Below are 15,520 nucleotides of genomic sequence, written 5' to 3'. Positions count from 1 at the left end.
TCGACAACTGAAGAGATTTCACGCACCACCGTGGCCGCACTGCTCCCCGTGCTGACGCAACGCCCCAAGCACGGTATCCAGTACGGCCACCGCCCCTGCCTTGTCCAGCGGTTCGTTGCCGTTCCCGCACTTCGGCGACTGAACACAGGACGGGCAGCCCGTCGGGCACTCGCAGGAGACGATCGCCTCCCGCGTTGCGGCCAGCCACGGGACAATCGCGGCATAACCGCGGTCGGCAAATCCCGCACCCCCGGGATGCCCATCGTGCACGAACACCGTCGCCTCCCCGGTGTCCTCGTGCCACGCGGTAGACACCCCGCCGATGTCCCAGCGGTCGCACGTAGCGAACAGCGGTAGCAGGCCGATCGCCGCGTGCTCGGCGGCATGCAGGGCACCGGGGACGCGCGCCGGACTCAATCCGGCGCCCCCCGGTGCTCTGCGAGCACCCCCGGTCCCCACCGGCGCCCCAACCTCGGCCCCGACCCGAGCGCCCCCGGTCCCCACCGGCGCGACGGTTTCGGCCACCTCCGCGTCACCGTCGCCCCCAGCACCCCCGGTCCCCACCGACTCCAGACCCTCGGCCCCGACCCGAGTGCCTCCGGTCCCCACCGGCGCGACGGTCCCGACCGATTCCGCGGCACTGTCGCCCTTGGCACCTCCGGTCCCCGCCGCTGCCAAGTTTTCGATCTCGATCCGCGCGCCTTCGGTCCCTGCCGGTGCGACGGACCCAGCCGTCGCCTCGGCGCCGCCGCCCTCAGCACCTCCGGTCCCCACCGATTCCACGCTCTCGATCCCGACCCGAGCGCCTTCGGTCCCCACCGGTGCGACGGTCCCGGTCGGCTCCTCGGCGCCGTCGCCCCCAGCACCCCCGGTCCCCACCGACTCCAGACCCTCGGCCCCGACCCGAGTGCCTTCGGTCCCCACCGGTGCGACGGTCCCGGTCGGCTCCTCGGCGCTGTCGCCCTTGGCGCCTTCGGTCCCTGCCGGTGCGACGGACCCAGCCGTCGCCTCGGCGCCAGAACCCCCACCACCCCCGGTTCCCACCGATGCCACGCTGTCCGTTCCGGCGGCAGCAACAGCATCCGCCGGGCCGAAACCTCGGCCAGTCACCGACCGGAAGTTCGGGCCGAGCAAATCGCTGCTCACCGTGTACCAAACAGCCCGCGTGTGCAGGCTCTGTTCCGGCAGGTCCAACGGCGTGTGATCCAGCACCTCACCCGAGGGCCGCCGGCGGAGGTAGCCGACGACCTGTGACGTCACCGCCACCTCGCCGAGGGACACCGTGACGCCGCCGTGGCGGCACTGTTCCTGGGTGCTCAGCACGGAAATGTCCACGATCTCACGCGGGGACGTGTGCCAGTCCGGGTCTTCCGCGTGCACCAGCGCGAGCCCGGTTTCCAGGTCGAGCTCATCCACGACGTACGACGACCCCTGGTGCAGATAAACCGCGCCGGGGTGCACGGCATAACAAGCGGACCCGGGGTCCACCGTGCCGAGCATGCGGCCGGAGTCGGCTTCGACGACGGCGATCTGGTCGCCGCCCGAGCCGCGGATGCCGACTTCGGCGTGGGGGCGGTCGCGGGAGGTCCAGTACCAGCCGCTGGAGCGGCGGCGCAGCAGCTTCTCCTCGGCGAGGTCCGCCAGGACCGACCGCGCCGCCTCGCCGCCGAACATGGGGAGTTCCGGTTCGGTGAGCGGCAGCTCCGCAACGGCGCACGCGAGCTGCGGGCCGAGCACATACGGGTTCGTCGGGTCCAAAACGGCCGTCTCCACCGGGCGCTCCAGCAACGCCGCCGGATGGTGCACCAGATACGTGTCGAGAGGATCGTCGCGAGCCACGAACACCACCAGCGCCTCGTCGCCCGAGCGGCCCGCGCGCCCGGCCTGCTGCCAGAACGACGCCAGCGTGCCCGGGTAACCGGCCAGCACCACCGCGTCGAGGCCCGCGATGTCGACGCCGAGCTCGAGCGCGTTGGTCGTGGCCACGCCGAGCAGGCGGCCGGACAGCAACGCCGCCTCCAGCGCCCGCCGTTCCTCCGGAAGGAAGCCGGAACGGTACGCCGCAACGGTTTCCACCAGCGCCGGGTCCACTTCGGACAACAGCCGCCGCGCGCCCAGCGCCGTGAGCTCGGCCCCGCGCCGCGAGCGCACGAACGCCAGCGAACGCGCGCCCTCCACGACCAGATCCGTGAGGATCCGCGCGGTCTCGACGCCGGCCGACCGGCGCACCGGCGCGCCGTTTTCACCCGTCAGCTCGTCGAGCAGCGGCGGCTCCCACAGCGCGACCGTGCGCGCGCCCCGCGGCGAAGCGTCTTCGGTGACCGCCGCGCACGACAGCCCCGTGAGCCGCGAAGCGAACTCCGCGGGCGAAGCCGTGGTCGCCGACGCCAGCACGAACACCGGCGAAGCCCCGTAGTGCGCCGCGACCCGACGCAGCCGACGCAGCAGCAGCGCCACGTGCGAACCGAACACCCCTCGGTAGCTGTGGCACTCGTCGACCACCACGTACGCCAGGTTCTTGAAAAACCGGGTCCACCGCGAATGCGCCGACAGGATGCCGCGGTGGAGCATGTCCGGGTTCGTGAACACCCAGTTGGCGTGCGCGCGCACCCAGTCGCGCTCGGTCATCGGGGTGTCGCCGTCGTACGAAGCCGCGCGCACCGAAGGGACGTCCAAAGAGGACACCGAACGCAGCTGGTCGGCGCCCAGCGCCTTGGTGGGCGAGAGGTACAGCGCGGTGGCGCTCGACCCCGTGGCCAGCGACGACAGCACCGGCAGCTGGTAGGCCAGCGACTTTCCCGACGCCGTGCCCGTGGACACCACCACGTGGGAACCCGCGTGCGCCAACGACGCCGCCTCGACCTGGTGTTTCCAGGCCACACCGACACCCGCGCCCGCGAACGCGGACACGACTTCCGGCGCGGCCCACTCCGGCCACGCCGCGAAACCCGCCGCACGCGCGGGAAGCTCGGCCACGTGCGTGACCGGGTTCTCGTTCACCGGGACCCCGGCCGTGACCCGGCTCAGCAGCCTCCGTCCTCGCTCAACCACGTGCCGAAGCGTCGCACAGGGCACCGACAGAACCGGTGCGAGATCGATCAAGTGAGCAATCACACAAGGTCACGGAACGTACCGTGACCGGGACGCGTTGCAGGCCCGCTGAGCACTACCAATACACTCCCGCAATCCACACCCTCTGTGGCGATCGTCATGTGAGACGTGCATTGCCCGCACGGCTAGCGTGTCGCTCGAAACAGATCCATGCCAGTGCAGGCACGCCGGGTACGACGAGTCCGCATTGGCCAACGGCGTTCCCAGGAGGACGAATGTCCCGGCAGTTCCTCGCGGAGGGCGGTCTCACGCTCACCGGGGGTGGCTACACCATCGTCGGTGTGGTCGCCGTGGTCGCCCTTGCCGCACTCGCCATCGGTTACGTGCTGCTCAGGGAGGTGCTGGCCGCGGGCCAGGGCACCGCCAAGATGCAGGACATCGCCAAGGCGGTGCAGGAAGGTGCGGCCGCATACCTGAAGCGGCAGCGCAACACCCTCGCCATCTTCGGCGTAATCGTGTTCCTGCTGCTGTTCGCGCTCCCCGCGGACGACTGGAACGAGCGCATCGGCCGCTCGATCTTCTTCCTCGTCGGCGCGGTGTTCTCGTTCACGATCGGCTACCTCGGCATGTGGCTCGCCACGCAGGCGAACCTGCGGGTGGCGGCAGCCGCGCGTGAAGAGGGCGGTCGCGAGATCGCGATGCGCGTGGCGTTCCGCACCGGTGGCGTGGTCGGCATGATCACCGTCGGCCTCGGCCTGTTCGGTGCCGCGATCGTCGTGCTCGTCTACACGGGCCAGGCCCCGAAGGTGTTGGAGGGCTTCGGGTTCGGTGCCGCGTTGATCGCGATGTTCATGCGTGTCGGCGGCGGTATCTTCACGAAGGCCGCCGACGTCGGCGCCGACCTCGTGGGCAAGGTCGAGCAGGGCATCCCCGAAGACGACCCGCGCAACGCCGCGACGATCGCCGACAACGTCGGTGACAACGTGGGTGACTGCGCCGGCATGGCGGCGGACCTCTTCGAGTCCTACGCGGTCATGCTGGTCGCCGCGCTGATCCTGGGCAGCTCCGCCTTCGGTTCCAGCGGCCTGATCTTCCCGCTCATCGTGCCGGCCATCGGTGTCATCACCGCCGTGATCGGCGTGTACATCACGAAGGCGCGTGCGGGCGAGGGTGGCCTCGTCACGATCAACCGCTCGTTCTACATCTCCGCGGTGATCTCCGCGGTGCTTTCGGCCGTCGCGGCGTTCGTCTACCTGCCGAGCAGCTTCTCCGACTTCGGCGCGGAGTTCGCGGGCAACACCGGCAACCCGGCGGTCATCGCGACCGTCGCCGTGATCATCGGCATCGTGCTCGCCGCGATCATCCTGAAGCTCACGGGTTACTACACCGGCACCGAGCACAAGCCGGTGCAGGACGTCGCCAAGACGTCGGAAACCGGTGCCGCCACGGTGATCCTGTCCGGCATCTCGGTCGGTTTCGAGTCCGCCGTGTACACCGCGCTCGTGATCGGTGCCGCCGTGTTCGGCGCGTACCTGCTGGGTGGCGGCGTCGCGCTGTTCGCCGTCGCGCTCGCCGGCACCGGCCTGCTGACCACCGTCGGCGTCATCGTCGCGATGGACACCTTCGGCCCGGTCTCCGACAACGCGCAGGGCATCGCCGAGATGTCGGGCGACGTCGACGAGAAGGCCGCGCAGATCCTCACGGAGCTGGACGCGGTGGGCAACACCACCAAGGCCATCACCAAGGGCATCGCGATCGCCACGGCGGTCCTCGCGGCCACCGCGCTGTTCGGGTCCTATTCGGACGCGATCACGAAGGCCGTCGGCGGTACCGGCGCGTTCATCGCCAACATCGTGAGCCCGGAGACGCTGGTCGGCGTGATCGTCGGCGCGGCCGTGGTGTTCCTGTTCTCGGGCCTCGCCGTGAACGCGGTTTCGCGTGCGGCCGGCGCGGTGGTGCAGGAAGTGCGCCGCCAGTTCCGCGAGATCGCCGGGATCATGGAGGGCACCACGCGGCCCGAGTACGGCAAGGTCGTGGACATCGTCACGCGCGACTCGCTGCGTGAGCTCGCCACGCCGGGTCTGCTCGCGGTGTTCGCCCCGATCGCCGTCGGCTTCGGCCTCGGCACGGGCGCGCTCGCCGGCTACCTGGCCGGTGCGATCGCCACCGGCACGCTGATGGCGATCTTCCTCGCCAACTCCGGTGGTGCCTGGGACAACGCCAAGAAGCTCGTCGAAGACGGCAACCACGGCGGCAAGGGCTCGGCCGGCCACGAGGCCACCATCATCGGTGACACCGTGGGCGACCCGTTCAAGGACACCGCGGGCCCGGCCATCAACCCGCTGATCAAGGTGATGAACCTGGTCTCCGTGCTGATCGCGCCGGCGGTCGTCAGCCTCTCGCTGGGCGGCGGCGCCGACACCACGTGGCGCATCGTGATCGCGGTCGTCGCGGTCGCGGTCATCATCGCGGCGATCGTCGTGTCCAAGCGGCGCGGCACGGTCATCGAGAACACCCCGGCGGAGGCGAAAGCCTGATCCGCCGCGGCAAGAACACCGTCGGGGCCCGGCACGCGCACCGCGTGCCGGGCCCCGACGTGTCCGTCGGGAATTCTTCCCGCACTCAGGCGGGTGACTTGCGAATGATTCTCGGATCGGTACGGTCGGGGGCACCTGGACGTCGACGAGCAGGAGGTGTCGCGGTGCGGCCGCGGTCGACCGTTCTAGCCGCTCTGGTCACGGCTCTCGGGCTGGGCCTCGCGGGCTGCGGACAGCAGCCGGCGGTGCAGCAGACCCGCAGCGGTGGGCAGGCGGACACGTCCAGCCAGACCGACCCGGCGGCGAGATGGGCCGATGGCTACTGCTCGGCGGTCACGCACCTCGTGGGCACGCTGGCGAACCTGCCCACGATCGACCCCAGCTCGCCCGAACAGGCTTCACGCACGTCGAGCCGGCTGCTCTCGGCCGTGGTCGACGGCATCGACCAGACCGTGGACGGACTCGATCGCGTCGGTCCTCCTCCGCTGCCTGGCGACGAGAAGGCCCGTGGCGACCTGCTGAAGCAATTCGCGGCCGTCCGCTCGCGCGCCGACACCGTGCGCCAACGCCTCGACACGGCCACCGACGCGGCCGCCACCAAAACAGCCCTCAGCGACGCCCGGGCGACGCTCGACGACGTCGCCGCGCTCGACGTTCTCCAGGGCCTGAACGCGACGCCGGAGCTGTCGGCGGCGGGCAAGCGCGCGCCGGACTGCCAGCAGCTCGTGGTGCCGCCGGCGCCGCGCTGACGGCGGTGTAGAGGCGGCACTCCGGCGACGGCACGCAGGCCGAACCCGGTTCGGTCGCGCGGGCCACGATCGTGGCCCGCCGGCCGGAATGATCGCTCGATCGGCGAAAATCCGACGCGTAACCCTCGCGCCCGATCGAACTTGTGTTCTATCATGATCCGCGTGGATCGCACGATCTCGCTGTTCTCGGCGGAGGCGAGCGGACCGGGGCTTTCGGACCTGGCCGGCTTGCTGTGCTGCCAGGGACAGATCACCGGCTTCGGGCGCACGGCGGCGCGGCTGTCCGTGATCGTCGACGAGCAGTGGCGCGCCCGGGTGCTGGCGCGCGAATGCCGTCGGCGAGGTGCCGACGCGCAGGTGAGTGTGGCCGAATGCGGGCGGCCGCAGGTGCGCACGTCGTTCCGGGCCGCGTTGCTGCCGCTGGCGGGCCAATGGCTGCGGGTCGGCTGGTCGGGTCCGTCCGAAGACGATTCGGGCAAAACGCTGCCCACAGGCTTCCGGTTGAGCGGCGCGATGCTGCACATGTGGGCGCTGGCCGCGGGGCGACAGGGGCCGTCGGGTTACCTGCTCGGCCTCGACCCACTGGCGCCGCACCTGCACGACGATCTGCTGGCCGCGCTGGCGCCGCTCGGCGTCCACGCGCGGCTGCTGGGGCCGAAGGCCGAGGAGCCCGCCGCGCGCGTGGCGGGGCGGCGCAAGCTCGACGGGCTGCTCGAAGTCATCGGCGAGCCGCCCGCGGGTGCGGAAGCCGCGTGGCCGGAGCTGCCCGAGCAGCCCGAGACACGCCCGGAACGCACCGAAGGGGACTCGCGTCGCGGCGGAGGCGGCGAGAGTCCCCTTCAGTACTTGCTGGGCGACGTGCTGGAGGCGGTCGGCTGAGTCGTCCGCCTACGGCTTCGGCAGCGTGCAGCCGGCCCGGTTGAGGTCGATTTCGCTGGCCGCGGTGAGACACGCGGGAATACCGAACGTCTCTTCGCCGTACTTGGTACCCGGGTGCACGGTCACGTTGCCCGAGCCGTCGACCTCACAGGGGTTGTCGAGCGTGCAGCGCTGGCCGTCGTCGTTCGACGTGTTGTTCACGCCGATCACCTTGCCGGTGGCGGTCTCCACGATCGGCGAGCCCGACGTGCCGCCGATGGTCTTGCACTCGGGTGTGTAGCGGATCGAGTCCTTCCAGACCCAGCCGTTCTCGTGCAGTTCGGTCACGAACCCGTCGATCGAGCACGAGTAGATGGTCTTCCAGTACCCGGAGACCACGTCGATGTGCGTGCCCGCGGTCGGGTGCGCCGACACCAGTTCCAGCGGGCTGACCCGGTACTTCTTCTTGATCGCCGCGTAGCTCGTGTCGAGCTGGTAGAGCGACACGTCGGTGTCGGTCATGGTCGCGTACACGACCTTCTTGGCCTTCAGCGTGCCGAGTGAACTTTTGCCGTCGGCCGACAGAAGACTGAAGGTGCGAGTGGACCGCTGACCCACGATCACCTCGCCGGGATCGGGGAACCCCGACTCCAGGCAGTGACCGTTGGAAAGGACGAGCGCGGGCGCCGAATCCGGCGTGCCGGCCGGCTTCACCACCGAGCCCGAGCAGTTGGACAGGGCTACGGTGCCGGAGAACGTGGTCGTCGCGGCGCTCGCTTCCGGTGCGGTGACCAGGGCGAACGCGGCCACGGCCGCGAGCACGCCACCGAGCAGGCGTCGGGTCATGGTGGTTCCTTTCGGCTCGACGAGGTAGTAAGTGAAGCGGTGCCAGAGCCGGGCCCACCACCGTCGAACGGAGGGTATCGGCGTGATCACGCGATACTCTGCACGGCACGTGTCCGGAATCACGTGCTAGACGTGGAGAGGAAACATCGTCGAGGTCAGCGGCGATCCGACGGGCAGGGGTCCGGCGGCGTGTCAGGCCACCTAGCCGCTGCGCGGCCGGTGCGGGCGTGCACACTGGCAGGTCGAAGACGCGGGCGCACCCCTCGTCGAGGGGTAAAAGGAGTGCCGCGCCATCGAGGGCGATGGCGCGGGGAATGAGTGGAGAGCAGGACAGCGTGGCAGGAGCACGGACCAAGAAGGACGGCACCGGGACGAACGGCGGCGCCGGGCGACGGCGGCTGGTGATCGTCGAGTCGCCCACGAAGGCCCGCAAGATCGCCCCGTACCTCGGCGGCAACTACGTCGTCGAGTCTTCCGTCGGGCACATCCGCGACCTTCCGCGTGGTGCCGCCGACGTGCCGGCCCAGTACAAGGGCGAGTCGTGGGCGCGCCTCGGCGTGGACATCGACAACGACTTCAAGCCGCTCTACATCGTCACGCCGGACAAGAAGTCCAAGGTCACGGAACTCAAGGGCCTGCTGAAGGACGTCGACGAGCTCTACCTCGCCACGGACCCCGACCGCGAGGGCGAGGCCATCGCGTGGCACCTGCTCGAGACGCTCAAGCCCAAGGTGCCCGTGCGCCGCATGGTGTTCCACGAGGTCACCGAGCAGGCGATCCGCGCCGCGGCCGACGCCACGCGTGAGCTCGACGTCGACCTCGTCGACGCGCAGGAGACCCGCCGCATCCTCGACCGCCTCTACGGCTACGAGGTTTCGCCGGTGCTGTGGAAGAAGGTCATGCCGAAGCTCTCGGCGGGCCGCGTGCAGTCCGTGGCGACGCGGATCGTGGTCGAGCGCGAACGCGAGCGCATGCGCTTCACCTCGGCGTCCTACTGGGACATCTCGGCCACGATGGACGCCGGCGAGGACGCCTCGCCGCAGAACTTCCCGGCCCGCCTGGTCGGCGTAGACGGCGCCCGCCTGGCCACCGGCCGCGACTTCGACTCCGACGGTCAGCTCAAGGGCACGACCAAGGACATCCGCGTGCTGGGCGAGGCCGAGGCGCAGGCCCTCACTCAGGCGCTGGCCAACCGCGACTTCACGGTGTCCAGCGTCGAGGAGAAGCCGTACACGCGGAAGCCGTACGCGCCCTTCATGACTTCGACGCTGCAGCAGGAAGCCGGCCGCAAGCTGCGCTTCACGTCCGAGCGCACGATGCGGATCGCGCAGAAGCTGTACGAAAACGGCTACATCACCTACATGCGTACCGACTCGACCACGCTGTCGGAGTCGGCGATCTCGGCCGCACGCAGCCAGGCGACGCAGCTGTACGGCAAGGAATACGTGTCGCCTTCGCCGCGGCAGTACACGCGCAAGGTGAAGAACGCGCAGGAAGCCCACGAGGCGATCCGGCCGTCGGGCGAGGTGTTCCGCACGCCGGGCCAGGTCGCCGGCGAGCTGGACTCCGACGAGTTCCGCCTGTACGAGATGATCTGGCAGCGCACGATCGCGTCGCAGATGGCTGACGCGAAGGGCACCACGATGTCGGTGCGCATCGTCGGCACCGCGACCTCGGGCGAGGAGTGCACGTTCGCCGCGTCGGGCCGCACGATCACGTTCGCCGGCTTCCTGAAGGCCTACGTCGAGGCCGTGGACACCGAGGCCGGCGGCGAGGCGGACGACAAGCAGAGCCGTCTGCCGGTGCTGGTGAAGGACCAGGCGCTGACCGCGGCCGACCTGTCGGCCGACGGCCACACCACCTCGCCGCCCGCGCGCTACTCCGAGCCGAGCCTCGTGAGCAAGCTGGAAGAGCTGGGCATCGGCCGCCCGTCCACGTACGCGTCGATCATCAAGACGATCCAGGACCGCGGCTACGTGTGGAAGAAGGGCTCCGCCCTGGTGCCCTCGTGGGTCGCGTTCGCCGTGATCGGCCTGCTGGAGCGACACTTCGAGCGCCTGGTGGACTACAACTTCACCGCCGGTCTCGAGGACGAGCTCGACCGCATCGCCAACGGCGACGAGCAGCGCGTGCAGTGGCTGCAGAAGTTCTACTTCGGCGGCGACTTCGGCGTGGAGGGCTCGGTCGGCCGGCTCGGCGGGCTGAAGAAGCTGGTCGACGGCAGCGTCGAAGGCATCGACGCGCGGGAGATCAACTCGATCCCGCTGTTCAACGACGCCGACGGGCACAAGGTCGTCGTGCGAGTGGGCCGCTACGGGCCGTATCTCGAGCGTGAGGTCGACAGCCAGTCGCAGCGCGCCAACCTCCCCGAGGACCTGCCGCCCGACGAGTTGACGCCGGAGATCGCGGAGAAGCTGTTCGCGACGCCGCAGGAGGGCCGGGTGCTGGGCACCGACCCGGTGAGCGGGCACGAGATCGTGGCGAAGGAAGGCCGCTTCGGCCCGTACGTGACCGAGGTCCTGCCCGAGGGCGAGCCGCTGCCCGAAGGTGCGACCGCCGCGCAGAAGAAGGCAGCCAAGGCGAAGCAGCCGAAGCCGCGCACGGGCTCGCTGTTCAAGTCGATGGCCATCGACTCGATGACCCTCGAAGACGCGCTGAAGCTGCTGTCGCTGCCGCGTGTGGTGGGCAAGGACCCGGAGTCGGGTGACGAGATCACCGCGCAGAACGGGCGCTACGGGCCGTACCTCAAGAAGGGCACGGACTCGCGCTCGATCCAGACCGAGGACCAGCTGTTCTCGATCACGCTGGAAGAGGCGCTGAAGATCTACTCGGAGCCGAAGCAGCGCGGCCGCTCGGCCACGGCGAAGCCGCCGCTGAAGGAACTCGGCGACGACCCCGTGTCGGGCAAGCCGATGGTGGTCAAGGACGGGCGCTTCGGCCCGTACGTGACCGACGGCGAGTACAACGCGACGCTGCGGAAGTCCGACAGCATCGAGGAACTCACGGCCGAGCGCGGCGCCGAACTGCTGGCGGAGAAGCGCGCGAAGGGCCCGGCCCCGAAGCGCCGCACGACGACCACGCGCAAGGCGCCGGCGAAGTCCACGGCGGCGAAGTCGGCTTCGGCCACGAAGTCGGCCGCGGCGAAGACGACCACGGCTGCGAAGAAGGCGCCCGCGAAGAAGGCGAGCACCGCGAAGGCCAAGTAGCCCACGGGTTTCCGTTCGGGGGCCACCCCTTTTCCGGGTGGCCCCCTTCTTCGTGTCTGGGGGACGTTCTCGGTGGATTCGGCACGGCGTGCGCGCGTTGCGGTGTCGGTGGTCTTCGCGGTGTGCGGGGCTGCGTTCGCCACGTGGGCAGCGCGAATCCCGGCCGCGCAGGCCCACGCGGGGCTGAGCGCGGGACAGCTGGCGATCGGCCTGTTCGGGCTCGCAGCCGGCTCGGTGGTGGCCCTGGTGGCGGCCGGACCGTTGCTCGCGAAGCTCGGCAGCCGGCGCGGTGTGGTGATCGGCGCGACGGTGCTGTGCTGCGGTCTTCCCCTGGCCGCGCTGGCGCCGGACCTGGCCTTGTTCGTGGCGGCGCTCGTGGTGCTCGGGGTTGGCAACAGCCTGCTCGACGTGTCGATGAACGCCCACGCCGCGCGCGTCGAGGAGGCGTACGGGCGGCCGATCTTCGCGGGGTTCCACGCGTTCTGGAACATCGGCGGGCTGGCCGGTTCGGGGTGTGGGGCGCTGATGGAGATCTGGGGTGTGCCGCTGACGGTGCACTTCTGCGTGGCGGGGCTGGTGCTGCTGCTGGTGGCGCTCTTCGCGTCGACGCGCTTCCTGCCGGGGCTGGACCGCGGGCAGGGTGAGGCGGCGTTCGCGCTGCCTGGGAAGGCGCTGATCCCGTTGGGGGTGATCGCGTTCTGCGGCTTTGTCGCCGAAGGGACGGTGAACGACTGGAGTGCGGTGTACCTGCGTGAGGTCACCGTGGCTTCGGCCGCGCTGGCTTCGTTGGGGTACTTCGCGTTTTCGATCACGATGATCGCCGTGCGGCTGGTGGCGGACCGGCTGGTGGCGCGGTGCGGCGTGGTGCTGTTCATGCGCGCGGCGACGGTGGTGACCGTGGTGGGGTTCGTGCTGGTGGTGGCCGTGCCGGTGCCCGGGTTCGCGATCTTCGGCTTCGCCGTGGTGGGCCTGGGGGTGGCCGGCATCGTGCCCGTGGCCTGGAGCGTGGCGGGCCGCAAGGAGCCGTCGTCGCCGGGGCGCGCGATCGCGGCCGTGGCGGCGTGCGGGTACTTCGGGTTTCTCGTGGGTCCGGTGCTGATCGGCGCCCTGGCCGGCGGCATCGGGCTGCACTGGACGCTGGGCGTGGTGGGTCTGGTGGTGCTGTCCGTGTACTTCCTCGCGCCGACGATGCGCGTGTCCGTTTCGAGCCGCTGACCGACCGTTCGGCGCACGGTGGCGGCGAGTCGAACAGAAGTTCGAAAAATTGTCGGTGCCAGGGTGTTCAATGCAAGGGTGAGCAGTTCAGCGACCGCAGTCTTCGACGTGATCGACGAAGTCATCGCACCGCTCCGGGCCGAGGTCCCGGAGCGGCCCTCGGTGATGGAGTTCTACGACCCGCAGTTCACGGTGCCGCGGGTGCTGGAGGGGGTGGGTGATTCGGCGGGGCCGGGTTCGAGGGGATCCGGGTCGGGGTTCGGGTCGGGTTCGGGCTCGGGACGGGCCTCGGACACGGACTCGACGCGGGGCTCGGGACGGGACTTGGGTTCGGGACGGGCCTCGGGCTCGGACTCGGGACGGGACATGGACCCGGGACCGGGCTCGGGGTGGAGCTCGGGCTCGGGACGGGACGCCGGACGGGGCTCAGGTTCGGGTTCTGGGCTGGGCTCGGACTCGAGTCCGGGCTCGGACTCGGGCTCGAGGCGGGACTCGGGACGGGGCTCAGCTTCGGGTTCGGGACTGGGCTCGGGCTCGGGCTCGGGTGATTCCGGTCCGCCGGGTTCTCCGGGTGGCCGGCCGAGGTCTCGTGGTGCCGACGATTCGTCGGGCGAACGTGGGTCTGGCGGCGATTCGGGCTCTCGGGGCTGCCCGCATGACGAGGGTGACTCGGCTGGTCAGGCGAGTCGTGACGCCCGCGGCGAGCCGGCCTCGTCTGCCGCCGGGTCGGGGCGTGACGAGCTGAGCTTGGCCGACCAGGTGCGGCAGTCGTTCGGGCCCGCGTTGGTCCCCGGGCTGATCGCGGAGGTCGAGGAGTACACGCGGTTCGTGGCGGGCATGGCCGAGCTCGGTCTGGTGCCGGAAGGCGAGGTCACCGCAGACGCGGTCGGGCTGTACCGGGTGCTGCGCGGCGGCTTCATCCGCGGCGTGGTCACCGGTGTGTTCCCGGCGCGGCCGGAGCCTTGGGAAGTCCGCTTCTTCGGCAACGAGGACTACACCACGGTGATGAGCAAGCTGGGCCGCAGCGCCAGGCTGCGGTCCGGGCTGCTCAGCTCCCTGCCCGGCTGGGTCTTCGACGGACTGCCCGACCGGCCTCCCGGCCCGGGCCCGGCAGTCCGCATCGAGACCGACCGCAGCGGCCTCGTGCCACGGGAGGCGTGGGGCTCGCTCGACGTCATCCGCGCCGCGGTGGCCCGCCCGCGCCTCGGCACGGTGCTCGTCGACCTGGCCGTGCGCGACGCCGTCCTCGCCGAGTACCCCCACGGCGCCTTCGGCCTCGTCGACAACGACCAGGGCCGCTACCAGTTCCGCGCCGCCCCCCGCCCTGACGGCGGCTGGCTCATGACCTGGCAACCCGCCACCCGCAGCACGGCTGAAGCCTGGATCGTCGAAGCGGTGCGCAGCCATGCCTGACCTGCGCGCCCCGAACTGCGGCGGAGGGAGGTGACCGCCGCTGGCCTTCCTCGGACTGCGCACTGGGCAGGCCGTCGCACCCGCGCGCTAGCGGTCGCGCGCTCCTCGCGGCTGGGAGGACTGCGCGCCACTCACCCGGCCGCGCCGGGACGCCGGCGGTGTGGACCTGCGCTGAGCCGGAGCGGTGTCGCACTGGAGCGGCGCTGAGCCGGAGTGGCACTGAGCTGGGGCGGTGCTGGGCTGGAGTGGTGCTGGGCTGGAGTAATGCTCGGCTGGGGCAGCGCTGAGCTGGATCGGTGCCGCGAGAGTTGGTGTTCGGTGGCTGCCGCTCGGCTGTTGCCACGCGGTAGGGAGTCTCGGCTTGAGCTTCGTCCGTCGGACCGGCCTGGTCGGCTGCCAGTTTCGTGCGCAGTGTGCCGCTGCCGTGCGGCAGATGTGCCTGCAACCGTCTGGGCGCTGATGTGACCGCGGCCCGGCCCGGCCCGGCCTCGCGGCTGGCTCGGAGGGCGAGGTGATGGACCGGGCGAGCGTCGGCGGAGAGCGTGGAGCCTCGAGAGAGTCGGCCGAGCGAGGTGGCTGCGGTGGGACTGTCGAAGCCAACCTCGAGCCTTGGCGAGACTAAAAACCACCCCGAGCCAGACCCCAACCCCGACCACGATCGATTACGAAGAGTGCCCGATCTCGTGACCGGTATCACCCTCGGAGGTCGCTTTCGGCGGTCGACCGTGGGGGCGCTGGCCTGCAAACTGCTGCGGGACCGTCCGGTCGGCGGCGTGGACGCGAGGGTTTCTGCGGCCATTGGGCGGATGCGGGAGCCGGTAGTGTCGCCGACACTGGAAGGCGAGGACATTCCGTAGTGAGGTGGTCACCATGAGCACGAGCGGTGGGGCTCCTTTCTTCAATGCCCCCCAGAACTCCCCCCAGAGCCCGGGCGCACCCAGCAGCGGCCCCCGCAGCACGCCGTTGCCGGATGGGACGTTGGACGGTGGGGGCGGCGGGGAGAGGTTCGCCGATCCGCTGGCCGGGTTGGTGACGGCGGCCGAGGCGCCGCCGTTGGTGGTCGGGGATGAGCAGCGGCCGTTGCCGACCGCGAGGCCTGTGCAGCACGACCCCGAGGCCGTGAAGCGGATGGTCGAGGCAGCGCTGCGCGAAGAGGCCGCGAGGACGCCGCAGCAGGCGCCATCGAGCGGGGAGAAGCCCGACGGGGTGCCGCTGGGGCTGTTGCCGCGGCAGCGGACGTGGCCGACGCGGGCGCCGCAGTTGCTGAAGAAGGTGCCGAGGCCTCGGCCGAAGGCGAAGGTGGCCGACGACGACATCGAGGCGGAGCTGGCCGAGCGGCAGGCGAAAAAGCGGAACCTGCCGACCATCGGGATGCCGAACCTCGGCCGGCCCTCCACGAGCGCGGCGGGCGTGATCCTGGCGGTCGTGTTGCTCATCGTGTTCGTCGTGATCGCGCTGTACATGGTGTCGAGCCTGGTCAGCAGCATCAGCGGCCTGTTCGGCTGACGTCCTCGAACCACCGCCACACCCGGGCCGGTGCCGTGTCCGGATCGGCGATCGGGCTACCCTGACGACACGGTCGGGGGATCCTAAACAGGGTTTACCCGACGCCGCCGTGACGAGTGGGGTGGGCGTATCAGCGAAG

Annotated in this window: 9 protein-coding genes and 1 pseudogene; 8 read left to right on the top strand and 2 right to left on the bottom strand. The window is 70.6% G+C overall.

Going from position 1 to position 15,520, the window contains the following annotated elements; translation table 11 throughout:
* Positions 1-18: 18 nt before the first annotated feature.
* On the bottom strand, positions 19-3,051 hold the full coding sequence (locus VSH64_RS33695; protein WP_326566782.1) for a DEAD/DEAH box helicase: 3,033 nt from the start codon (positions 3,049-3,051) through the stop codon (positions 19-21).
* Between the two features lie 275 nt (positions 3,052-3,326).
* Between VSH64_RS33695 and VSH64_RS33690 the strand changes: the two genes are divergently transcribed.
* From VSH64_RS33690 to VSH64_RS33680, 3 genes are all read left to right on the top strand, one after another.
* The gene (locus tag VSH64_RS33690) at positions 3,327-5,588 is read left to right on the top strand and encodes a sodium-translocating pyrophosphatase (RefSeq protein WP_326566781.1); all 2,262 of its coding nucleotides are present in this window, start codon (positions 3,327-3,329) and stop codon (positions 5,586-5,588) included.
* A 164-nt stretch (positions 5,589-5,752) separates the two neighbouring features.
* Positions 5,753-6,337 (top strand): hypothetical protein, encoded by a 585-nt coding sequence (locus VSH64_RS33685; protein WP_326566780.1) that lies wholly within the window; start codon positions 5,753-5,755, stop codon positions 6,335-6,337.
* 162 nt (positions 6,338-6,499) lie between these two features.
* Positions 6,500-7,216: a hypothetical protein gene (locus VSH64_RS33680; RefSeq protein WP_326566779.1), complete on the top strand. Its 717-nt coding sequence runs from the start codon at positions 6,500-6,502 to the stop codon at positions 7,214-7,216.
* A gap of 9 nt (positions 7,217-7,225) precedes the next feature.
* Here VSH64_RS33680 and VSH64_RS33675 read toward each other — a convergent pair whose 3' ends face one another.
* The gene (locus tag VSH64_RS33675) at positions 7,226-8,041 is read right to left on the bottom strand and encodes a S1 family peptidase (RefSeq protein WP_326566778.1); all 816 of its coding nucleotides are present in this window, start codon (positions 8,039-8,041) and stop codon (positions 7,226-7,228) included.
* A 314-nt stretch (positions 8,042-8,355) separates the two neighbouring features.
* On the opposite strand from VSH64_RS33675, the gene topA reads away from it, so the two are divergent.
* The 5 genes and pseudogenes from topA to VSH64_RS33650 all read left to right on the top strand — a co-directional run bounded on the left by topA (position 8,356) and on the right by VSH64_RS33650 (position 15,381).
* Positions 8,356-11,247 (top strand): type I DNA topoisomerase, encoded by a 2,892-nt coding sequence (gene topA / locus VSH64_RS33670; protein WP_326566777.1) that lies wholly within the window; start codon positions 8,356-8,358, stop codon positions 11,245-11,247.
* Positions 11,248-11,319: 72 nt separating this feature from the next.
* Entirely contained in the window at positions 11,320-12,462 is a 1,143-nt protein-coding gene (locus VSH64_RS33665) for an MFS transporter (RefSeq protein ID WP_326566776.1), read from the top strand.
* Positions 12,463-12,525: 63 nt separating this feature from the next.
* Positions 12,526-12,669: pseudogene (locus tag VSH64_RS33660) on the top strand (ESX secretion-associated protein EspG); the annotation flags it as partial.
* A gap of 540 nt (positions 12,670-13,209) precedes the next feature.
* Entirely contained in the window at positions 13,210-13,875 is a 666-nt protein-coding gene (locus VSH64_RS33655) for an ESX secretion-associated protein EspG (protein WP_326838098.1), read from the top strand.
* A gap of 978 nt (positions 13,876-14,853) precedes the next feature.
* On the top strand, positions 14,854-15,381 hold the full coding sequence (locus VSH64_RS33650; protein ID WP_326566775.1) for a hypothetical protein: 528 nt from the start codon (positions 14,854-14,856) through the stop codon (positions 15,379-15,381).
* Positions 15,382-15,520 lie beyond the last annotated feature (139 nt).

The sequence above is a fragment of the Amycolatopsis rhabdoformis genome (genome assembly GCF_035918295.1).
GTDB lineage: Bacteria > Actinomycetota > Actinomycetes > Mycobacteriales > Pseudonocardiaceae > Amycolatopsis > Amycolatopsis rhabdoformis.
Note: the sequence above shows the minus strand (reverse complement) of the source record. Positions and strands in the feature narration are given on the sequence as shown.

What these genes read in the sequence shown, in the direction of transcription:
- VSH64_RS33690 (WP_326566781.1), top strand. Translation starts at nt 3,327, where the DNA reads ATGTCCCGGCAGTTCCTCGCGGAGGGCGGTCTCACGCTCACCGGGGGT.
- topA (WP_326566777.1), top strand. Translation starts at nt 8,356, where the DNA reads ATGAGTGGAGAGCAGGACAGCGTGGCAGGAGCACGGACCAAGAAGGAC.
- VSH64_RS33675 (WP_326566778.1), bottom strand. Translation starts at nt 8,041, where the DNA reads ATGACCCGACGCCTGCTCGGTGGCGTGCTCGCGGCCGTGGCCGCGTTC.